The sequence below is a fragment of the Streptomyces vulcanius genome (genome assembly GCF_042653945.1).
Taxonomy (GTDB): Bacteria; Actinomycetota; Actinomycetes; order Streptomycetales; family Streptomycetaceae; genus Streptomyces; species Streptomyces mangrovi.
This window is the reverse complement of record NZ_JBHSFK010000026.1, coordinates 135,515-156,344: the sequence shown is the minus strand read 5'-3', so window position 1 is coordinate 156,344 and position 20,830 is coordinate 135,515. Positions and strand designations below refer to the sequence as shown.

Sequence of the window (20,830 nt, the reverse complement as noted above, 5' to 3'; positions counted from 1 at the left end):
CAGGTCAGGACGGGGTGACACTGGGCTTATGGCAGCCGAGCAGAGCAGCAGCGCCGACATGGAACTGGGCCGGTACCTGCGCGCGCGTCGCACCCGGACCAGCCCCGACCAGGTCGGCCTCACCGCGGGCACCGGACTGCGCCGCACCCCCGGCCTGCGCCGCGAGGAACTGGCCACGCTGGCCGGCATCAGCATCGACTATTACATCCGCCTGGAGCGCGGCAAGGAGACCCGTCCCAGTCCCTCTGTCCTCGACGCCCTCGCCCGCGCCCTGCGCCTCGACGACGCCGAGCACCAGCACCTGCGCGACCTCGCCGCCCAGGCCGCCCGGTACGCTGCCGAACCTCCGCCGCCCAGCCGCGCCGTGCCCCCGCACCTGAAGCTGCTCCTGGAGACCTTGCGGCCGAGCCCGGCCTACGTCATCGGCCGCAGCATGGACCTGCTCGCCTGGAACCCCGGTGGCCTCGCCCTGTACGCGGGCCTCGCCGACTGGCCCGCTACTCAGCGCAACCTCGCTCGCTACGTCTTCCTGCACCCCGCCGCGCGCACCCTTTTCCCTGACGACTGGGAGTACCTGGTCCGCGGCTGCGTCGCCCGGCTCCGCGCGGTGGCCGGCACCGACCCGGACGCCCCCGACCTCGCCGGACTCGTGGGTGAACTCCTTCTCAAGAGCCCGGACTTCGCCAAGCTGTGGGAGCGCTACGACGTCGTCGGCCGCAAGAAGACCCAGAAGACCTTCCACCACCCCGAGGTCGGCGTCCTCACCCTCAGCGGCCAGAGCCTGCACCTCGAAGACGCCCCCGGACAGCGCCTCGGCGTCTACACCGCCGAACCCGGCACCCCCGACCACGACGCCATGCTCCTGCTCGACCAGACCGCACCCGACGCGGCCGTGCATCCCGAAGCGAACGCCGGACAACAACGGCGCGCACAGTCCTGACCGAGACCCACTGAGCTTATCCATCGAAAACATCCATGACAGGAAGAGACGGCGCCACCCACGAAAGGGTGGCGCCGTTCCTTTCCGTCAGTTGGAGGTCAGCTCACGAGCGGGGATCGTACGCAAGCCGAGGCGTAACGGTCGGCTCAACATGCCCGTGTGCAAACAACTCGAAGGCATACGCCATGCCCATGAGTTCGGGGTCTTGGAACGCCCTGCCCTGGAGCTGGAGACCCACCGGCTGATGGTGTTTGTTGACACCTGCGGGGAAGATGACTGTCGGAACGCCCGAGGCCGACGACTGCGGGTCGAGACGGCCAAAGCTGTTGCCGGTCGAGTCGTTGAGGTGAATGTCGCTGAGCTCGGTCGGATACAGGACAGCGTCAACTCCCTGCTGATCCATCCAGGTCCCCAGAGACTGCCGGTAGCCGGCGCGCCAAGCCTGCATGTTCGCGATGTCCTGGGCGGACATCGGACCTGAGCCGGTGTACGGGCCAGTGCTTCGGTTGTACGGCAGGCGCAGCGGACTCCTCATGATCTGGAGCGGATCCGAGTACGGATTGTCGGGGTGGTCGGCGATCCATTCCCGCCACCCCTCGTAGTTCGTGTCTCCTGTGTACGTGCGCGGCGGAGCCGGGGGAGGGTTGCTGATCGTCTTGATGGTCGCACCCGCTTGGCGGAAGTGTGCGAACTCCGCCCTGAGTGCGTCGCTGGTCTCGGTGGTACCGAATGGGTCGTTGAACGCGGAATCCGGAACGCCGATCACCTTGCCCTTGAGCGCGTCGGCCCTGAGGTAGGTCGTCCAGTTCTTCGGGCGGTGACCGTCCGCGACGTCGTCGAGCGGGTCGTTCGGGTTTCCAAGAGCTGCCGCATTGAGTAGGAGCGCCTCGTCCTGAACAGTGCGGGAGATGAATCCCACGTAGTCCTGAACAACAGTCAGTGGCATCGTGCCTTGACTGCTCTCCATGCCGTCCGTGCCGCGAAGCGACACGAGGCTGGCGGCACCCGACGGGCCCCACAGGGAGTCGCCCGTCTGGGTACCCATCGCGGCAGCGGCAAAGCTCGACGCGACGGCCACGGCGGAACCACCGCTTGACCCGATCGAACTGCGTGATGGGTCGAAGGCGTTCCACACCTGACCGTATGCGCTCTCGCTGTAGTAGCCGCTGTTCGCGAATTCGGAGAGGTTGGCCTTGCCGAGAATGATCGCGCCGGCCTGGCGAAGTCTGGCGACCTGCCAGGCGTCTTCCTTCGGACGGTAACCGTCAAAGACAAGCGAGCCGCCCGTCGTCGGCATGTCCCTGGTGTCGATGATGTCCTTCACCAGGATGGGAATGCCAAGGAGTGGCCGCTTGTCCCCGCGGGCTCGAGCTATGTCAGCGGCTCTTGCCTGGTCCATGGCGTTGGAGGCGACGGCTATGACCGAGTGCAGCCCGAAGGGACCCTGATCGTACGCGGCTATCCGGTCGAGGTAGGCGCGGGTGATTTCCCTGGAGGTTGCCCTACCCGTTTTCATGTCCGCGAGCAACTGTGTGATCGTCTTGCCGATCACGTCATACTTGGAACTCGTCTTCACCACCGGGAGGGTGACCGCGCCACGCCCCGCACCCTTGAGCGGTTTGTCTCGCAGGATCCTGCAATCTGACGCGTTGAAGCCAGGAGCGGTCAGTGCGGGAACGTCGTAGTTCACCAACGAGCAGATTTCCGCCGTGGACAGTCCGGCCAGGTTCGGAGATCGGGTCAGGCTGGAGGCCGTGGCGCCGACGTCGCTCACCTGTGAACCTGCCGCAGGGACCGCTGCTCCACTATTGAGAGCGCGATTTTCGGACAGTCCCGTCACTACGAAGTGAAGGAGGGAGAGACTCTGTCCCGGTGCGAGCTCCAGCCGGTTGATGAAAGCCGGGTGATTCGCCTCGTCGCCTGTTGTCGGCAGGGGATTCTTGAAGGGGTCCCGCAGGAAGTTCCCCACACGGCTCAAGCTTTTGGCGTACCCCGGAGTGCCGATTGTTGTCGCCGACGGCCCATTGAAGCTGGCCGAACCGGAGCCGGCTGTCGGCGTGTACCACTCCGCCCACGCATCCGCGCGGGAGATCCTCTGGTCACCCGTTGACGTTGCAGCGATCGCACTCTGGTTGGACCCTGTGTTGTACCCCAACTGGCCACCGAAGGCGACGTCGACCGACTGCCGTTGCCGCGTCGTGTTCGTGAAGGTGTCGAAGAACCTTCCGTAGCTTTTACCGGAATTGATCACCAGCTTGCGCTGGACCGCGATCCCGTCAAGCTTGACGGGATGGGCGCTGGTGAATGTGTTACGCCCGTCATATGTTGTTCCGAAGCCGCGGAGAAGAATCTCGTTGAGTGGACTCCTGGATTTCGCCACATCCATGCGGATGCCGCCATAACCCATTACTGCATTCGACGTCGTGCTCCTGATGCTGCCGGTGTCGACACCCGGAGCGGCTGCATCATTGACATTCCAGCTGTCGCCGGAAGCGACCTGCACCGAGTTGTATGCCAAGGCACTTGGAACACCAATGGTCACGACCAGTGTAATCGCCGAAGTAGCGACGACGGTTGACGCCAGTGTTCGCCTCGGCCAACGACGTCGGCCTTGTAATTTTCCTCTTTTGCGCAAGATGCGGTCCTCTTCGATCAGTGCACGATGGGCGACTTCCGGAAGGTTCGGCGTCAGGCTATGAAGAGGGCCTACCCGTGAAATTTCTGAAAGATTCCAGTCATGTTAACGGTCGAACGGAACGCCCAGAATTCAACCCGTAGTAGCCGGGGAACAGTAACTGAATGGCGATGGCATTTCATGCGTAGTGAGCCCTTTCCAATCTCCCGCGTCGGCCGGCGGTTGGAAAAGGCTCACTGGCTGCGGCGCTTCTTCGCACCTCCCGTCGTCCGCGGGGAGTGCTGTGCGCGGCTCAGGTGGAGGATGACGTGGCTTCGTCCTCGGAAGAGATCGGTTCCTGCGGCGTCGGCCGCGAGCCGAGGATGTCGAGGAGGACGAGGACGTCGTGTTCGGGGGTTCCTGGTTCGGCGTAGTACGTGATGAGCCGGTGGCCGGGGGTGCCCTCCAGTTCCATGGACTGGTAGCCGAGCGTGAGGTCGCCGACGTCGGGGTCGGTGCCGGTCAGGGCGCGCAGGCGGGCGACGCAGCCGCGGACCTGGGTGGCCCAGTCGTGGAAGAGGGTGCGCGCGGTGGGGTGGAGGAAGACGTAGCGGGCGATGTTGCGCTGCCTGACCGGCCACTCCTCCATGCCGGCCAGCAGCCTCAGCCCGCTCGGGTTGGCCGCGAGCAGGTCGTTGGTACGGCTGACCACATGCGCGGGATTCGGCCGCAGGCTCTCCAGCAACAGCTTCACGCCCGGCCGGATGGTCCGGCTGGGCGGCGTCGGAGGTTGCGGCGCGGTACGGGCGGCGAGGGCGGCCAGGCCGCGCAGGTGCTCGTGTTCGTCCTGCTCCAGGCGCAGAGCCCGGGCCAGGGCGTCGACGACGGACGGGCTGGGCCGGGTTTCCTTGCCGCGTTCCAGGCGGCTGTAGTAGTCGATGCTGATGCCGGCGAGGGTGGCCAGCTCCTCCCGGCGCAGCCCCGGCGTGCGGCGCGGTCCCGGGCCGGCTGTGAGCCCTGCCTCGGCGGGGGTGATCCGGGCCCGACGGGCGCGCAGGAAGCCGCCCAGCTCGGTGCCCCCGCCGACGGGCTGCTCACGTGTCATGCCGTCGAGTGTGCGGGTGCGGGTGACCTGCCGGTAGAGCATGTGGGGGGCCCTGTCATGCCCCTGAACGCGGTTCCCTGGCACAGCGCGGTCTGGCACGTGACGTGTGTGCGAGGGAGCGTCGCCGGTGTCGGGATCCCGGCCCTGACAGTCCTGTACGCCGGGTGGCCGAACGCCGTGAGCGTGGGCATGCGGTCCAAGGACATCATCGAGGGCGAAAGCCGCAACCGAACACCCCTCCCGAGCCCGCACCGCCACCGACGTGGAACACCACCACAAGCGCTGACAGGAAGCAGGCAGAGTTCATGCGTACGACGACACCCGGTCCTCGTCGTCCCCTGAACACCCTCACCACGCAAGGAGGTTCCTCATGACCGCCGCAACGCCACTCCTCAAGCTGAACAACGGCGTCGAGATGCCCGCCCTGGGGCTCGGCGTCTTCCAGAGCCCTCCGGACGAGACCACCGCAGCGGTCGAGGCCGCACTCCGGGACGGCTACCGCCTGATCGACACCGCGGCCTCCTACGGCAACGAGAAGGAGGTCGGCGAGGGCCTTCGCCGCTCCGGGGTCGACCGCGCCGATGTCTTCGTCACCACCAAGCTGTGGTTGTCGGACTACGGCTACGACTCGGCGCTGCGCGCCTTCGACACCAGCCTGGCCAAGCTCGGCCTGGAATCCCTCGACCTGTATCTCCTGCACCAGCCGGCGCCGCTGGAGCCCGAACCCTGGTTCGCAGCCTACAAGGCCGTCGAGAAGCTGCTGGCCGACGGCCGCGTCCGGGCGATCGGCGTCTCCAACCACACACCGGGGCTCCTGCGCACCCTCATGGAGCAGACCGACATCGTCCCGGCGGTCAACCAGGTCGAACTGCACCCCTACTTCGTCCAGGGCGAACTCCGTGAGGTGCACGAGAAGTTCGGAATCGCCACGCAGGCCTGGTCGCCGATCGGCGGAATCACCCGCTACCGGGCCCAGGCGCCCAACGGTGGGCGCAGCGTCCTGGAGGAGCCGGTCGTCACCGCGCCGGCAGAGAAGTACGGCAAGACGGCGGCCCAGGTCGTCCTGCGCTGGCACCTCGAACACGGCGTGTGCGCGATCCCCAAGTCCGTCAAGGCGCACCGCATCGCGGAGAACTTCGACGTCTTCGACTTCACGCTCACGCCCGACGAGGTGGCCGACATCGACGCCCTCGACACCGGGCTGCGCAGCGGTCCCGACCCCGAGGTCATCAAGCTGGACACCTTCGGCACCCGCTGACGGTCAGCTCCGCACCCTCCCGACCTGATGAAAGCGCGCATCACCATGCCCACTTGGCTGATCACAGGATGCTCGACCGGTCTCGGCCGCGCTCTCGCACACGCGGTACTCGAACGGGGCTGGAACGCCGTCGTCACCGCCCGGAACGTCTCATCGGTGAAGGATCTTCCGGCGCTGTACCCGCATACCGCCCTCGCGCTCCCGCTCGACGTGTCCGACACCACGCAGGTCGCCGAGGCCGTCTCGGCTGCCGAGGACCGATTCGGCGGTGTGGACGTGCTGGTCAACAACGCGGGGCACGGCTATCGCGCCGCCGTCGAAGAGGGCGCGGAGGAGGATGTCGCGGAGCTGTTCGCGACCAACTTCTTCGGTCCGGTCGGCCTGATCAAGGCGGTGCTGCCGGGCATGCGGGAGCGTCGCAGCGGAGCGATCGTCAACGTCTCTTCCATCGGCGGCCGGCTGGCCATGCCCGGCTCCGGCTACTACTCGGCCACCAAGTTCGCCCTCGGGGGCCTGTCCGACGCGCTGCGCAAGGAGCTGGCACCGCTCGGGATCAAGGTGGTCCTGGTCGAGCCCGGAGCCTTCCGCACGGACTTCGCGGGGCGCTCGCTCCAGCAGTCGAGCACCGTCATCGCGGACTACGACGGCACCGCCGGCCTCCGACGCAAGGAGAACGACACCACCCACGGCCGCCAGCCCGGGGACCCCGCCCGTGCCGCCCAGGCCGTCATCGGGGCCGTGGACGCCGACGAAGCCCCGTTCCGGCTGTTGCTGGGCAGTGACGCCGTGCGGATCGTCGGGGACGAACTGCAGGCTCAGACCGAGGAAATCAAGGCATGGAAGGAGACGAGCTTCGGCACCGACTTCCCCGAATGAGTGCAGCACTACGGCTGTTGGTGAACAGGTTGGAGAGCTGTCCCACGTGCTCGAGATCGTCGAGCCTGCGGGCGCCGGCGATCCAGGAGTCCACGTCCTGTTCGGGGGACGCCTCATGCCATTTGGCGGTGAGTTCGTCCCAGGTGACGCCGCCCCGTGCGCTGTGGCCGCGCGGGTGGTCGACGCGTTCGGAGACGGTCCTGCCGTCCTGGGTCCTGATGGTGACGAGGGCGCCGCGGCCATGTGGGGCCTGGGCTTCCAGGAGGGGATTCACGACCAGGGTGATCCGGGCCCGCAGCGGGGCGAAGGCGGGGTCGTCGAGCACGGTGGGGAAGGGTGTCTCGCTCAGCTTCAGTCCTCCCCGCAGCAGAGCGACGGCGAGCATGTCCTGTAGGCAGATGTTGCGCATTCTCCGGTCGTCCACTACGCGCAGGGCGCGGGCCGGCATTCCCACCTCCACCGCGGAGATCGTCCCGGTGCCGATGGCGTGGCGAGCGACGAGCGACAGGGCCGCTTCCACGGGAGCGTGGATCGGGTAACCGGCCCGTACGAACTTGAAGTTCGCTCCCGTCACGGCGAAGTCCCTGCCCAGACCGCGCGTGACGACCTCGGAGGCGCCCTCCGCTCCCCAGGCGTCGAGCAGGCCGTGCGGGTCCCCCAGGATGTCGTCGCACCCCTCGAACCCGGTGGCCGCCATCAGCGCGGCACTGACGCCCGCCATCGCGTACTGGCCGTTGCAGAACGCCTTGCTGATGTGCCGCTTCTCCTGGAACAGGGCGACCAGCCCGCTCGCCTGGAACGTGGCCAGCGCCATCGCGTGGCAGTACCGCTCGGCGGCGAGTCCCATGAGCCGGCTGCTCGCCACCGCGGCGGCGACGGCGTGCAGGAAGTCCGCGTTGAGGTGGTGCCGTTCCTTGACGCCGAACAATCCGCCGCACGCCTCGATGAGCCGTACGCCGATGTCGTAGCCCAGAACCACGGCGTTGAGCAGTTCCGCGCCGGTCGCGCTCTGCCGCTCGGCCATGGCGACCGCCGCGTGGACCAGGGTCGCGCCGGGGTGACCGCCGACGACATGCGCACCATCGATCTCGTCCGCGTGCCCCGCCGTCCCGTTCGCGAGAGCGGCGAGGGGCGCGGAGACACGCAGGGAAGTGCCCAGTACCCGTGCCTCCGGAAGGCCGCCCAGCCCGGCGACGTACTGCGCCGCGAGCGTGCCGGCCGGCTGCTCCCTGCCGAAGTGGGCACTGGCCAGCTCGTCCAGGATCACCTGCTTCGCGCGTTCGCGTACCTCCTCGGGAATCCGCTCCAGCGAGGTGGAGGCCGCGTACCGGGCGAGGGAGAGAGTCATCGATTCGGACATGATGTGTCCACCGCCTCGAGGAGCAGCTTCGTCACTGCCTCGGGTGCCGTGACCATGGCGTCGTGAGTTGCGTGGAGGACGCGGTACTGGAATTCGGGATCGTCGGCGTGCCGTTTTCGCACCCTGTCCAGGGCGTGCGGTTCCAGGGTCGACGGGACGCATTCGATGAACATGCCCGGGTGGCTCCAGGCGCGGTCGGTGTTCCCCACCGGGTCCTGGTAGGTCTTCAACGGCTGTGACGTGGTGTGGCTGTTGACCCATGCGGCGTGCTCCGGATCGGTGACGCCGTACCAGGAGGCGTCGGAGGGCGGGATGTACCAGCCTTGGCCGCCGTTCTCCGCCATCTCGACGTGTTTGGCGGCGCGGGCGGGGCCGACCATGTCGCCGTGCGACTCCCCGGTCCGGGGGAGGTGCGCGTCGAAGAGGACGAGACTGCGTACCCGGTCGGCGATCCGTTCCATCGCTCCGGACGCGACCATGCCGCCGTAGCTGTGGGCCACGAGGACGGCGTCCTGGATGTCCTCGAACTCGAATACCGCGACGAGGTCCTGAACGTGGGTGTCCAGGCCGATGCTCGGACTCAACAGGTGGGCTCGCTCGCCCAGGCCCGTCAGGGTGGGCGTGTACACCAGGTGACCTTCCTGCCGCAGCGCGGCGGCGACGTGCTTCCAGCACCAGCCGCCGTGACGGCCGCCGTGCAGGAGCACGAAGGGTGAACGTGCCGGGATCGGTGCTGCCGGCATGGCAGGTCACCTCCATGTCTGTCCGTGGGACGTAGGAACCGCCGAGGACGACGGGCGTGGCGCACCGGTGAGGTCGTGGCGCAGAGGGACGTCGGCCGGCGGAACCCGCACGCCGGGCCCGCGGTAGCGGGCGTCGGCGTCCTGGTCGAGGGAGTCACCCTGCACGACGACGGGGGGCGGCCGGACTTCGTACGGCCTCCACCGCGGTCGGAGTTCGTACGGCCTCCGCCGCTTGAGGAGATCAGGACGCGGTTTCAGCCGTGGCTCGTTCGAGGTCGAGCTCTCGTGTCTCGCCGACGACAAGCACGCAGATCACGCTCACGAGGCAGAAGCCGGCCAGGATGCAGCCGAAGGCGAAGCCGCCGAAGGAGTCGATGACGGATGCCGCGATCAAGGGCGGAACTCCGCCGCCCAGCATGCCGGCCAGGCTGTAGCTGAGGCCGGCCGCGGTGTAGCGGTAGCGGGTGTGGAAGAGCTCGGCGAGGAACGCGCCCTGTGGCCCGGTGGCGACCCCGGAGATGAACATCGTCACGGGGAGCCCGACAGCGAAGCCCGCACGGGTGCCGTGGTCGAGGATGGGGAACAGGGCCAGTGCCCATACGACGGCCACGGAGGCCGCGCCGACGATGACCCAGCGCCGTCCGATGCGGTCGGAGAGGACCGCGCCGAGCACCACTCCGGCGGAGATCGCCAGGCCACCCACCATTGCCATGCCGAGCACGAAGGTGCGTGGCAGTTCGAGTACCGCCGTGCCGTAGCTGACCAGGTAGGTTCCGCCGGCGTAGGTCAGTGTGAAGCCGACCAGCACTGTGCCCGCGGCGAGCAGCACCTGGAGCGGCTGGTGCTTGAACGCCTCTATGAACGGGATCCGGGAGGTACCGGCTTGCTCGAGGTTCTTCTTGAACACCGGGGTTTCGTCGATGCGCAACCGGATCCAGAGGCCGACGATGACCAGCAGGAAGCTGGCGAGGAACGGGATCCGCCAGCCCCAACTCGTGAACGTGTCGCCGCTCATGAACAGCGTGGTCAGGAAGAACGTGAGGTTGGCGAGCGTGATGGCGCCGCCTCCGCCGAAGTTGGCGAACATCGACCAGAACCCGCGTTTGCCCTTGGGGGCGTGCTCGGAGGAGAAGAGGACGGCGCCGGCGAACTCGCCGCCCGCGGCCAGCCCCTGCAGGATGCGCAGCACCACGATCAGAATGGGAGCGGCCACTCCGATCTGGTTGGCGGTGGGCATACAGCCGACGAGGATCGTGGCAAGGCCCATGAGCAGCATGGTCGCGATCAGGGACTTCTTGCGTCCCAGGCGGTCGCCGAAGTGCCCGAACAGGATGCTGCCGAAGGGGCGGGCCACGAAGGCGACGCCGTAGGTCGCGAACGAGGCCACGGTGCCCGCGGCCTCACCCAGGGCCGGGAAGAACACTTGAGGGAAGACGAGGGCGGCTGCTGTGCCGTAGATGCCGAAGTCGTAGAACTCGATCACGGTGCCGATGAAGCTGGCCGTCGCGACTCGTTTCATCCCGGGAGGATTCGCCGCTCCGGCGGTCGGGCCGGGTGCTCCGACGGGTGGAATCGTCTGTTCCGGTGAGTGCGTCATTGCATCTCCCTGTTGTCGACGCGGCTTCGTCGCGGCGTCGGTGGGGCCGACGGCCGGGGGAAACCGGTCCGTCGACAGGGTGCGGTATTGCGCCGCGCATGCTCTGAGTGAGCGTCAGTCCAGGAGTCCGCGGGTGCGCAGGACCTCTTCCGCGACCCGGAAGGCCTCGCCGGCGGCGGGCAGTCCGCAGTAGACGGCCGTCTGGAGGAGGATCTCCTTCAGTTCGTCGACCGTGCAGCCGTTGGTGAGGGCGCCCTCGATGTGATGGCTCAGCTGAGCCGGGCGGTTGAGCGCGGTGAGCATGGCGATGTTGATGATGCTGCGCTGCTTGCGGTCGATGCCGTCCCGGGCCCAGATCCGGCCGAAGCAGACTTCTTCCGAGTACTGCTGGATGGCCTCGTTGAAGGAGTTGCGGTTCCTGTCCTTCTTCTCGACGTAGTCGGGCCCCATGAGCTCGCTCAGGATGCGCCGACCACTCTCACTGGCGTCCAAGACTGATCTCCTCGTGTACGGACGGGAATTGGGGTGGGGGATGCCTCTGGTCGGCTCGGTTCGTCAGCCGCGGTCGAGGGTTTCCTGGACCTGTTCGGCGGTGAGCTCGACGGTGACGCCGGCACGTTCGTTCTGCAGGTGCATGGGTGACTGCGAGTCGCGCCGGCCCCAGCCGCGGGCCAGGGCGTCCTGGACGTCCTCGTAGGCCGCTTCGGCGCACTTCATCGGTACGTCGAGCTGCTCCGCCAGCTCCAGGGCGAGCCGGAAATCCTTGTCCGCGAGGACCAGGGCGAAGGACGGCGGGTCGTACGCGGACCGCAGATACCGGTCGCCGACGCGGTCGAAGGTGCGGGAGCGTCCGATCGCTCCCTGGCGCATCGCGTGCCAGAGGGCCGTGGGCTCGACACCGGCCTTCACACCCAGCGTGAACACTTCGGCGATCGCCGTTCGGATGGTGAGACTCGCGCAGTTGTGGACCAGCTTGGCGGTGTTGCCGGCGCCGATCTCTCCGACGTACATGACCTGGTCGCCGATGGCCTGAAGGACCTTGCCGTGCCGGTCGAAGGCGTCGCGGTCGCCTCCCACGTAGATCGCGAGCTTGCCCGAACTCGCCCCCTTGGGCCCGCCGCTGACAGGGGCGTCGAAGAGGTCGACGCCCTTCCCACGGCAGACGGCGTGTGCCTCCCGCACGACGCCTGGGGAGTTGGTGGTCAGGTCGAACCAGGCGGTTCCGGGCCGCATCGCGCTCAGCAGCCCGTGTTCGCCCAGACCGACCTCCTGCATCTCCTTCGGGCCGGGCAAGGACGTGAAGACCACGTCCGCGACGCGCCCCAGCTCGGCGGCCGTTTCCGCCCAAGTGGCTCCTGCTTCCTCCAGCGGCTTCGCTCCCTCTCGGCGGAGATCGTGGACGACGAGGTCGTAGTCCGCCTTGCGCAGATTGAGCGCCATCCCGGTGCCCATGGCACCGAGCCCGATAAAGCCAACCTTCATGAACCTGTCCTTTTCGTCGACGGACGAGATCTCGGCGGGCCGGTGGCCGACACGGCCGTGCTTTGAGAGTGGGGGAGGGATAGTTCGTATATGGGAACTCGAGACCGTATGTGCGATCGACGGTAGGGTCCGGCGCCAGGTGTGTCAACGCTCGTGCGCAGGGCTTTTTTCGTGGCTGTAACACCGGTCGCGCCATTGACATCACCGGCGGCCGTTCCTAGTCTCACGAATGTAAATGCGTACTGAAGTTCGTAAATACGAACACGGTGCGCACCGTGCCACCTTGGAGGTTGACGTGATCGAACGCCGTGAGGTGCTGATCAACGGCGTGTGGGTGCCGTCGGCGGGGGCCGGAGTCATCGAGGTCGAGAACCCCGTGACGGAGGAGGTCATCGCCGCGATCCCCCGCGGAGACGCCCAGGACGTCGACCGTGCCGCCTCGGCTGCCGCGACCGCCTTCGAGGAGTGGTCGCGGTCCTCGCACGGTCAGCGGGCCGAGGTGCTGAACAACCTGGCCGACATCGTCGAGCACCGCGCCGACGAGATCACTCGGGCGATCGTCACGGAGATCGGTGAGCCGCTGTCCATCGCGACCGGGCACCAGACCCTCTCCACCGTGCGGCACCTGCGCAACACGGCGGACGCTCTCAAGGACGTCGACTGGGATGTCCAGGTCGGTGACACGCTGGTGCACCGGGCTCCGGTGGGCGTGGTCGGGGCCATCACCCCGTGGAACGTCCCGCTGCTGATGATCGCCATGAAGGTCGGCGCCGCCGTGGCGGCGGGGTGCACGGTGGTCCTGAAGGGCACTGAGATCGCGCCGATGAGTTCCTACTTCTTCGCCGAGGCGACGCTCGAAGCGGGCCTGCCCAAGGGTGTGTTCAACCTCGTCTCCGGCAACGGCCCCGAGATCGGGGAGGCCGTCGTCTCGCACCCGAAGGTCGACATGGTGTCGCTGACCGGGTCCCCCCGGGCCGGCAGCAGGGTCATGGAACTGGCCTCGGCGTCGGTCAAGCGCGTGGCACTGGAACTCGGCGGCAAGTCCGCCAACCTGATCCTCGAGGACCTTCCGGAGGCGGACCTGGAGCGCGCGGTCACCGCGGGCATCGAGGACGCCTTCCGCAACAGCGGTCAGGTGTGCGGCGGCCTCACGCGCATGCTGGTGCCCCGCTCACGCCTGGCACAGGCGGAGGAGATCGCCGCGGCGAGGGTGGCCCGATACGTCCTCGGTGACCCGTTCGCCGCCGAGACCACACTCGGTCCGGTGGTTTCCCGGGCACAGCGGGACCGCGTGCGCGCGCTGATCCAGGCCGGCATCGACGAGGGGGCCCGCCTGATCGCGGGCGGCGGCGAACAGCCGGAAGGCCTGGACAAGGGCTACTTCGTCAAGCCGACCGTCCTCACGGGCACACCGGACCTCCGCGTCGCCCGCGAGGAGATCTTCGGCCCCGTCGTCACCATCCTCCCCTTCGACACCGAGGAGGAGGCGATCGCCATCGCCAACGACTCGCCGTACGGCCTCGCCGGGGGTGTCTGGGCCGCCACCACCGACCGGGCCCGCGAGGTGGCGCTGCGGCTGCGCACCGGCCGTGTCCGTCTCAACGGCTCACCGGTCAACGCGCGTGCCCCGCACGGCGGTTTCAAGCTGTCCGGCATCGGCCGGGAGAACGGCCGCTTCGGCATCGAGGAATTCCTTGAGTACCAGTCCATCGGCTGACCGCGCAGACACGCGGAGGCGCACCAACGGATCGATGACATCGATGACGGAGGCCGTGGATGACTGCCCTTGAGGGCGTGAAGGTGATCTGTGTCGGACAGTTCTACTTCGCCCCGTACTGCTCGATGCTGATGGCCCGCCTCGGCGCGGACGTCATCAAGGTCGAAGCCCCCGAGGGGGACCCCTATCGCCGGCTGCCGGCCGTGGACAAGGACGGCACCTCGGTCCAGTTCCGATTCCTCAACTCCGGCAAGCGGACCATCCGGCTGGACCTGAAGAACCCCGCCGGTCAGGAGGTGCTGCGAGAGCTGGCACGGAACGCCGATGTGGTCGTCCAGAACCTCTCACCCGGGGCGATGGACCGCTTCGGCCTGGGCTACGAACAGCTCAGCGCCCTCAACCCGCGCCTGATCATGGCTTCCGGGACCGGCTTCGGCTCGTTCGGCCCCTACGCGGGAGAGCCCGCCATGGATCTGACGGTCCAGGCACGGACCGCGGTCATGAGCACCACCGGCTTCGGGGACGGCCCGCCGATCCGCACCGGCCCGTCGGTGGTCGACTTCATGGCGGGCACCCACCTGGTCGCCGGTGTCCTTGCGGCGCTGTACCAGCGCACACGCACCGGGCGCGGCCAGCACGTCGAGGTCTCCCTTCAGGACGCGATCATCCCGTCGCTGACGTCGAACATCGCCGGTCTCATCAACAGCGAGGGCGCGAACCCCGAGCGCACCGGCAACCGGCACGGCGGCATGGCGGTCGCGCCGTACAACGCCTATGAGGCGAGCGACGGATGGATCACCGTGCTGTGCCCGACCGACGGCCACTGGCGCAGGCTCTGCGAACTGATGAAGGATCCGGCAACCGAGGGACCCGGCTTCGTGGACATGAAGAGCCGCTGTGCGCACATGGACGAGGTCGACGCCATCGTGACCCGCTGGACGCACACCCGGTCCAAGGACGACCTGGCCCGGACGCTGAAGGCGGCGAACATTCCCTGCGCGCCGGTCGTCACCCTGCCGGAGCTCCTGGACGACCCTCATGTGCACGCGCGAGGCGTCCTGCGCACGGTCGCCGACGACCAGGGCACCTTCACCACCCTGGGCAGCCCGCTGTTCCTCTCCGACTCGCCGATGGTCGAGCCGACCCGCTCCGGGGCTCTGGGAGAACACACGGAGTCGGTCCTCGCGCATGACCTGGGCATGACGCCCGACGAGATCGCCGAGCTGCGCGATGCCGGCGTCATCTGAGCGGCCGCGGAACGAAAGGAGCTGAAGCCACATGGCAGTTGACGCACGTATCGCGGTGCTCCCGGCCGGTCAGCAGGCAGTGGAGATCCGGGAAGTGACACTGGACGTCGTCGGACCGTATGAAGTCGTCGTACGGCAGAAGGCGTTCGGGGTGTGCCACAGCCAGCTGGACCGGATCTACGACCCCTCGCGGACCGAGTCGATGCTGCTGGGGCACGAGTCCATCGGCACGGTGGTCGCGGTGGGCGACCAGGTCCGCCATGTCGTGCCCGGAGACGAGGTCCTCACCACCTGGATCCCACGCACACCGCTGGACGGCCGCCCGCCCGAGCCTGCGCGCATCGCCTTCCCGGACGGGGACCTGGCCAGGACCCACAACACCTTCACGTGGGGTACGCACGCGGTGGTCGACGAGCAGTACGTGGTCAAGACGCCGGAAGACACTCCCCTGGACCTCGGCTCGATCATCGGGTGCGCGCTCATGACGGGTGCCGGCGCGGTGATGAACAGCGCCGAGGTCCGCGCGGGACAGAGCGTCGCGGTCTGGGGCGCAGGCGGCGTCGGACTGTGCGCGATCGCCGGTGCCGCCATCCTCGGGGCTTCTCCGGTCGTCGCCGTGGACGTCGACGACGACAAGCTGAAGCTTGCCGAGCAGTTCGGGGCGACCGATGTGGTCAACGCCAAGAAGACCGACCCGGTGGCGGCCATCCGCGCGCTGACCCCGCACGACGACGGGACGCGGGGCGTCGATTACGCCTTCGACTGCACCGGCATCGGCGCCAACATCCCGGTGAGCCTCGCATCGGTACGTCCCGGCGTCCGCGGCGCGGGCATCCGCGGCGGCGCCGACGTGCTGGTCGGCATCCCGCGGGTGCCCTTCCAGCTGGACAGCATGGATCTGCTCAACGGCGAGAAGAGCCTGCTCGGTTGTGTCGGCGGGAGCTGCGATCCGGTCCGCGACTTCGAGACCTTCGTCGAGTGGACCCGCGACGGGCGGTTCGATCCGAGCGCACTCGTCACCGACCGGTTCGCGCTGGACGAGCTCAACAACGCGGTCGAGGCACTCCATGAGGGCCGGGTCCGTGGCCGTGCAGTCGTCGAACTCGAGGGATGAGCCAATGAGTACTGATCCCGACCCGAGGCTCCGCCATGTGAGCCCGGCCTTCCGCACCTTCTGCGGTGAGGACGCCCTCGCCGCCCTTCCACGTGAACTTGCCCGCGTGGGCGCCCGGCGGGCGGTCATCGTGTGCGGGCCCTCGGTCACCAAGCACGCCGATGCCCTGAGCCGTGTGCACGAGGCACTGGGTGAGCACCTGGTGGGTCAGTTCGACGGGGTGGCCGAGCACAGCCCGATCCCCGTGGTGGAGCGGGCCCGGCAGTTCCTCGCCGACCACGACGCGGAGGCCGTGATCGCCGTCGGCGGTGGATCGGCGGTGGTCACCGCACGCGCCGCCGCCATCCTGCTCGCCGAGCGACGCGACGTATGGCAGTTGTGCACCCGGCGTGCTGCGGACGGCAAGCTGGTCAGCCCGAGGCTCACCGCCCCCAAGCTGCCCCAATGGGTCGTACCGACCACCCCCACGACGGCCTACGCGAAGGCCGGCAGCGCGGTACGCGATCCGCAGACCGGCGAGCGGCTCGCCCTCTACGACCCGAAGACCCGGGCGCAGGGCGTCCTCCTCGACCCGGCGATGGCGCTCACCGCACCCGCGCGACTGACCTGGTCGGCAGCGCTCAACGTCTTCGCCATGGCCGTGGAAGGGCTGCAGTCGCGGCACATCGACCCCCTGGCGGACGCCCAACTGGCCCACGCGCTCCGCATGTCGGTCGCGTGGCTTCCGCAGCTGCGTACCGACCCGGAAGGCTCCCGGCCCCGGCTGCACCTGATGCTGGCGGCGCTGATGAGCGGCCAGGGCAGCGACCACACCGGCGGCGGCCTCGCGCAAGCCCTCTCGCACGCCGTGGGCCCCCGCTCCTCCGCCGCCAACGGCGTGGTGGAGGCGCTGCTGCTGCCCCACGCCATGCGCTTCAACGCCGGCGTCGTCGGCCACCGCATCGCCATGCTGGCGGATGTCCTCGGACTCACGGACCGCAGTGCGCAGGCCGTCATCGGAAAGATCGAACGGCTGCTGGAGGTGTTCGAGGTCCCGGCCCGCCTGAGGGATGTCGGCGTCCTGGAGCAGGACCTGGTCGAGGCGGCCGACCACGCCCTGGACGACTGGGCGATCACCAGCGGGCCGCGGGTCCCCGACCGGGTCGACGCCCTCGCGTTGCTGACCAACGCCTGGTAGCCGGCCGACCACGACACAGACGACTCATAGGAACTGTGATGACGACAACGGAAACAGAGAAGAACGCCGGGATCGGCAAGGAACTGGCGACCGGCAGGTTCACCGACGAGATGCTCGACGGCATGCGCGCCCTCATCGGCACCGAGCTGCGCACCGACGCCTGCGTCAACAACGAGTACGCGACCCGCCTGGCCATCCTCCGCTTCGCGGAAGGCATCGGCGACGACAACCCCCTGTGGGCCGACGAGGAATACGCGGCCAAGGGCCCGTTCGGCGAGATCGTCGCCCCGCCGAGCTTCATCTTCGCCTGCCTGGGATCGGTACAGGTCGGCTGGCGCGGTCTCGGCGGATTCCACGCCGAGACCGACATGACGTTCCACCGTCCGATCCATGTCGGCGACAAGATCACGGCCCGGGTGTACTTCGACGGCTTCGACGGCCCGGACGCCAGCAAGTTCGCCGGGCGGCGCATCAAGGACTACCTGCGCCAGGAGTACTGGAACCAGAACGACGAGCTGGTGGCGAGTTTCATCTGCTCGCGGGTCAGGTTCGAACGCACCGAGGCCCAGGCGCGGCGCAAGTCCCGTGAGATCGAACTGCCCCATCCCTGGACCGGCGAGCAGCTGGAGCAGATCGAGGAGGACATCCTCGCCGAGAAGCCGCGCGGCGCCGAGCCGCGCTACTGGGAGGAGGTCGCGGTCGGTGACGAGATGGACGTCATCACCAAGGGGCCGATCGGCCTGACCGACGAGATCGCCTACATCGCCGCCGGCGCCGCCCCCATCCCGCGGCTGTCCGCGCACGGTGTCGCCCTGCGCCGGTACCGCAAGCACCCGCGCTGGGCGTTCCGCGACCCGGGCACCAACGCCCTCGAACCGGTCTACTCGGTCCACTACAACGACTACGCCGCCAAGCTGCAGGGCGCCCAACTCGCCTACGACGTCGGCATCCAGCGCACCTGCTGGCAGATCCACTCCCTCACCCACTGGGCCGGCGACACGGGCACGCTGAAGGCGGTCCACGGCCAGTACCGCGCCCACGTCTACCTCTCGGACGTCGTCCGCCTCGGCGGCCGGGTCGTGGCCAAGGAGATCGACCAGGACGGTGACCCGGTCGTCCGTCTGGAGACCTGGGCCTGGAACCAGCGAGAGCAGAACGTCATGCCCGGTACGGCCGTCGTCGCCCTGCCGCGCCGGGGCGCCGCGTAGTGGCCATGGAGGAACGCGTGATCACAACGACCGCCGTCTGGGGCGACGAGATCGGCGTAGAGGAGGTGCGGGGGACCGCCTTCCACACCTACAAGGACCGTCCCCGCACCATCGGCAGCCTGCTGGCCTTCGCGGACCGGTGGGGAGAGCGGCCGCACATCGCGCAGGGCGAGCAGGTGGTGACGTTCGCGGGGCTGCGCAACGCGGTCACGGCGAAGGCGGCGCAACTCGCCGGGGCCGGCCTCGGGCGCGGAGACCGGGTGCTGCTTCTCGGCTGGAACAGCCCGGAGTGGATCACCAACTTCTGGGCCTGCGCGGCAGTCGGCGCCGTACCCGTGCTCGCCAACGCCTGGTGGGGAAAGGCCGAACTGGCCGACAGCATCGCACTGTTGGACCTCAAGCTCGTCCTGGCCGACGCGCGGGGCGCGGCGAACCTTCCTGCCGGGACCACGGTCGGCCGCTGGGAGTGCGACACACAGGCAGAGCCTGTGCTGCGCCCGGTTCCGGCCGTGGGCGAGCAGGAGGACGAGGACGCTCCGGCGGTCATCGTCTTCACCTCCGGAACCTCCGGCCGGCCGAAGGGGGTCGTGCTCTCGCACCGCTCCCTCCTGGCCGGCCTGCACATGCTCCTGCACATCACCCGACGGCTCCCGCAGCAGATCGACGAGTCGACGGGAGACGCAGGCCTGCACACCGGCCCGATGTTCCACATCGGAGGAGTCCAGACACTCATCCGCGCGATCACGGTCGGCGACACCCTGGTCATGCCGGCCGGCAGGTTCGACCCGGAAGAGGCACTGCGGCTCATCGAGGAGTGGGGGATCACCCGCTGGAGTGCCGTACCGACCATGGTCTCCCGGGTGCTGGAGCACCCCGACGTCCACCGCCGCGACCTGACCTCCCTGCGCTCGCTCACCGTCGGCGGAGCACCGGTGCACGGGGAGTTCCTCGACCGGCTGCGCACCGGGCTCCCCGGCGTGGCGCCACGGGTGCCCACCGGCTACGGCCTGACCGAGAACGGCGGCCAGGCGACGGCGGCCTCCGGCCGGGACACCACCGAGCACCCCGGGACCAGCGGCCGAGCGCTTCCCTGCGTCGAGTTGAGGATCCTGGAGACCGGTGACCACGAGGACGGCGAGATCCTGGTCCGCAGTCCCACTCAGATGACCGGGTACTTCGGGGTGGACGAGACACCCATCGACGATGAGGGATGGCTGCACACCGGCGACCTGGGACGGATCGACGACGCCGGCTACCTCTGGATCACCGGCCGGGCGAAGGACATGATCATCCGTGGTGGGGAGAACATCGCCCCGGCCGCGGTCGAGGAGGCCCTCGCGGGCATCCCCGGCGTGGTCGAGTCCGCGGTGTTCGGCGTCCCGCACCCGGACCTGGGGGAGGAGGTGATGGCCGCCGTGGTCGTCGAGAACGGCCTCACGGCGGAGCGGCTGCGGGAGGAGCTACGCCCCAGGCTGGCATCCTTCGCCGTCCCCAGCCGGTGGCATCTCCAGCCGGAGCCGCTGCCGACCAACCACTCCGGCAAGATCGACAAGAAGGGGCTGGCAGCACAGGCCCGAGCGGACCTCGCCCTCCAGGCGGGTGAGCGGGCGTGAGCGACGTCTTCCACAAGCAGGTCGCCGACCGTGTCGCACTGCTGGAACTCCGCAGACCACCGCACAACTTCGTCGACGAGAAGTCGCTGACCGACCTGGCCGACGCACTGCTGTCCTACGACGATGACGACGACGTCTCGTGTGTCGTGATCGCCGCGCAGGGCAGGCACTTCTGCGCGGGGGTCGACCTTCGCGGCATAGGAGCGGCCGGCATCCGCCGTTTCTACCGCCAGGCTCTGCGGATCTTCTCCGGGCGCAAGCCCGTGGTGGCCGCCGTACACGGCGCCGCCGTCGGGGGCGGGCTCGGACTGGCCATGGCCGCCGACTTCCGCGTCGCGGCTCCCGACGCACGGCTCACCGCCAACTTCGCCCGCCTCGGTTTCCACCACGGCTTCGGCCTGAGCGTGACCCTGCCGCGGGCACTCGGACAACAGCGGGCCCTGGAGCTGCTGTACACAGGGCGGTCAGTCAATGGCGCGGAGGCCGTCGAGTTGGGCCTGTGCGACCGGGTGGCGGACGATCCGCGCGGTGCGGCGATCGCCTTCGCCGCCGAGATAGCGGCCTCCGCGCCGCTGTCACTGCCCGCGATCCGCTCCACGATGCGCCGCTCGATGGTGGCGGAGGTGTCGGCGGCCCTTGACATCGAGGCGCATGCCCAGGCCGCCCTCCTGGGCACGGCGGACTTCGCCGAGGGGATCGCCGCCTCCGTCGAGAAACGGCGACCGCACTTCACGAGTTCGTAATTATGAATACGTGATCGGATTCCGCTACATTGGGCA

The 20,830-nt window shown here is 68.5% G+C and carries 17 protein-coding genes; 10 read left to right on the top strand and 7 right to left on the bottom strand.

The window, feature by feature from the left end:
* The first annotated feature begins 28 nt into the window (after positions 1–28).
* The gene (locus ACFPIH_RS34125) at positions 29–940 is read left to right on the top strand and encodes a helix-turn-helix transcriptional regulator (protein ID WP_381167019.1); all 912 of its coding nucleotides are present in this window, start codon (positions 29–31) and stop codon (positions 938–940) included.
* Positions 941–1,043: 103 nt separating this feature from the next.
* Here ACFPIH_RS34125 and ACFPIH_RS34120 read toward each other — a convergent pair whose 3' ends face one another.
* Positions 1,044–3,575: an amidase gene (locus ACFPIH_RS34120; RefSeq protein ID WP_381167017.1), complete on the bottom strand. Its 2,532-nt coding sequence runs from the start codon at positions 3,573–3,575 to the stop codon at positions 1,044–1,046.
* A 292-nt stretch (positions 3,576–3,867) separates the two neighbouring features.
* Positions 3,868–4,659 (bottom strand): helix-turn-helix transcriptional regulator, encoded by a 792-nt coding sequence (locus tag ACFPIH_RS34115; protein WP_381167015.1) that lies wholly within the window; start codon positions 4,657–4,659, stop codon positions 3,868–3,870.
* Between the two features lie 370 nt (positions 4,660–5,029).
* Between ACFPIH_RS34115 and ACFPIH_RS34110 the strand changes: the two genes are divergently transcribed.
* Positions 5,030–5,917, top strand: coding sequence for an aldo/keto reductase (locus tag ACFPIH_RS34110; protein WP_381167013.1), 888 nt, complete (start codon positions 5,030–5,032; stop codon positions 5,915–5,917).
* A gap of 27 nt (positions 5,918–5,944) precedes the next feature.
* Positions 5,945–6,793, top strand: coding sequence for an oxidoreductase (locus tag ACFPIH_RS34105; protein WP_381167011.1), 849 nt, complete (start codon positions 5,945–5,947; stop codon positions 6,791–6,793).
* Here ACFPIH_RS34105 and ACFPIH_RS34100 read toward each other — a convergent pair.
* From ACFPIH_RS34100 to ACFPIH_RS34080, 5 genes are all read right to left on the bottom strand, one after another.
* Complete coding sequence (locus tag ACFPIH_RS34100; RefSeq protein WP_381167009.1) at positions 6,747–8,153, bottom strand: MmgE/PrpD family protein; 1,407 nt, start codon at positions 8,151–8,153, stop codon at positions 6,747–6,749. The genes ACFPIH_RS34105 and ACFPIH_RS34100 overlap by 47 nt on opposite strands.
* Positions 8,138–8,896: an alpha/beta fold hydrolase gene (locus tag ACFPIH_RS34095; protein WP_381167007.1), complete on the bottom strand. Its 759-nt coding sequence runs from the start codon at positions 8,894–8,896 to the stop codon at positions 8,138–8,140. The genes ACFPIH_RS34100 and ACFPIH_RS34095 overlap by 16 nt, the downstream gene beginning before the upstream one ends.
* Before the next feature lie 241 nt (positions 8,897–9,137).
* Positions 9,138–10,415 carry an MFS transporter gene (locus ACFPIH_RS34090; RefSeq protein ID WP_381167005.1) on the bottom strand — a complete coding sequence of 426 codons (1,278 nt, stop codon included), beginning with the start codon at positions 10,413–10,415 and terminating at the stop codon, positions 9,138–9,140.
* 192 nt (positions 10,416–10,607) lie between these two features.
* Positions 10,608–10,985, bottom strand: a complete 378-nt coding sequence (locus tag ACFPIH_RS34085; RefSeq protein ID WP_381167003.1) for a carboxymuconolactone decarboxylase family protein — start codon at positions 10,983–10,985, stop codon at positions 10,608–10,610.
* 63 nt (positions 10,986–11,048) lie between these two features.
* Positions 11,049–11,975, bottom strand: a complete 927-nt coding sequence (locus tag ACFPIH_RS34080) for an NAD(P)-dependent oxidoreductase (protein ID WP_381167001.1) — start codon at positions 11,973–11,975, stop codon at positions 11,049–11,051.
* A gap of 295 nt (positions 11,976–12,270) precedes the next feature.
* Between ACFPIH_RS34080 and ACFPIH_RS34075 the strand changes: the two genes are divergently transcribed.
* Genes ACFPIH_RS34075 through ACFPIH_RS34045 form a run of 7 tightly spaced genes read left to right on the top strand, consistent with a single transcriptional unit; the run spans position 12,271 to position 20,794 of the window.
* Positions 12,271–13,692 carry an aldehyde dehydrogenase family protein gene (locus ACFPIH_RS34075; RefSeq protein WP_381166999.1) on the top strand — a complete coding sequence of 474 codons (1,422 nt, stop codon included), beginning with the start codon at positions 12,271–12,273 and terminating at the stop codon, positions 13,690–13,692.
* A gap of 59 nt (positions 13,693–13,751) precedes the next feature.
* Positions 13,752–14,939: a CaiB/BaiF CoA transferase family protein gene (locus ACFPIH_RS34070; protein ID WP_381166997.1), complete on the top strand. Its 1,188-nt coding sequence runs from the start codon at positions 13,752–13,754 to the stop codon at positions 14,937–14,939.
* A gap of 31 nt (positions 14,940–14,970) precedes the next feature.
* Positions 14,971–16,053, top strand: coding sequence for a zinc-binding dehydrogenase (locus ACFPIH_RS34065; RefSeq protein ID WP_381166995.1), 1,083 nt, complete (start codon positions 14,971–14,973; stop codon positions 16,051–16,053).
* Between the two features lie 4 nt (positions 16,054–16,057).
* Positions 16,058–17,230: an iron-containing alcohol dehydrogenase family protein gene (locus ACFPIH_RS34060; RefSeq protein WP_381166993.1), complete on the top strand. Its 1,173-nt coding sequence runs from the start codon at positions 16,058–16,060 to the stop codon at positions 17,228–17,230.
* Between the two features lie 38 nt (positions 17,231–17,268).
* A complete protein-coding gene (locus ACFPIH_RS34055; protein ID WP_381166991.1) occupies positions 17,269–18,438 on the top strand; it encodes an FAS1-like dehydratase domain-containing protein in 1,170 nt (389 codons plus the stop codon).
* Between the two features lie 17 nt (positions 18,439–18,455).
* Entirely contained in the window at positions 18,456–20,051 is a 1,596-nt protein-coding gene (locus ACFPIH_RS34050) for a class I adenylate-forming enzyme family protein (protein WP_381166989.1), read from the top strand.
* A complete protein-coding gene (locus ACFPIH_RS34045) occupies positions 20,048–20,794 on the top strand; it encodes an enoyl-CoA hydratase/isomerase family protein (protein ID WP_381166987.1) in 747 nt (248 codons plus the stop codon). Before ACFPIH_RS34050 ends, ACFPIH_RS34045 begins: the two co-directional genes overlap by 4 nt.
* Positions 20,795–20,830 lie beyond the last annotated feature (36 nt).

Bases quoted from the DNA above. Each gene is read 5' to 3' on its own strand.
- ACFPIH_RS34110 (WP_381167013.1), top strand. From the start codon at position 5,030: ATGACCGCCGCAACGCCACTCCTCAAGCTGAACAACGGCGTCGAGATG.
- ACFPIH_RS34095 (WP_381167007.1), bottom strand. From the start codon at position 8,896: ATGCCGGCAGCACCGATCCCGGCACGTTCACCCTTCGTGCTCCTGCAC.
- ACFPIH_RS34125 (WP_381167019.1), top strand. From the start codon at position 29: ATGGCAGCCGAGCAGAGCAGCAGCGCCGACATGGAACTGGGCCGGTAC.
- ACFPIH_RS34090 (WP_381167005.1), bottom strand. From the start codon at position 10,415: ATGAAACGAGTCGCGACGGCCAGCTTCATCGGCACCGTGATCGAGTTC.
- ACFPIH_RS34065 (WP_381166995.1), top strand. From the start codon at position 14,971: ATGGCAGTTGACGCACGTATCGCGGTGCTCCCGGCCGGTCAGCAGGCA.
- ACFPIH_RS34115 (WP_381167015.1), bottom strand. From the start codon at position 4,659: ATGACACGTGAGCAGCCCGTCGGCGGGGGCACCGAGCTGGGCGGCTTC.
- ACFPIH_RS34060 (WP_381166993.1), top strand. From the start codon at position 16,058: ATGAGTACTGATCCCGACCCGAGGCTCCGCCATGTGAGCCCGGCCTTC.
- ACFPIH_RS34080 (WP_381167001.1), bottom strand. From the start codon at position 11,975: ATGAAGGTTGGCTTTATCGGGCTCGGTGCCATGGGCACCGGGATGGCG.
- ACFPIH_RS34105 (WP_381167011.1), top strand. From the start codon at position 5,945: ATGAAAGCGCGCATCACCATGCCCACTTGGCTGATCACAGGATGCTCG.
- ACFPIH_RS34100 (WP_381167009.1), bottom strand. From the start codon at position 8,153: ATGTCCGAATCGATGACTCTCTCCCTCGCCCGGTACGCGGCCTCCACC.
- ACFPIH_RS34070 (WP_381166997.1), top strand. From the start codon at position 13,752: ATGACTGCCCTTGAGGGCGTGAAGGTGATCTGTGTCGGACAGTTCTAC.
- ACFPIH_RS34055 (WP_381166991.1), top strand. From the start codon at position 17,269: ATGACGACAACGGAAACAGAGAAGAACGCCGGGATCGGCAAGGAACTG.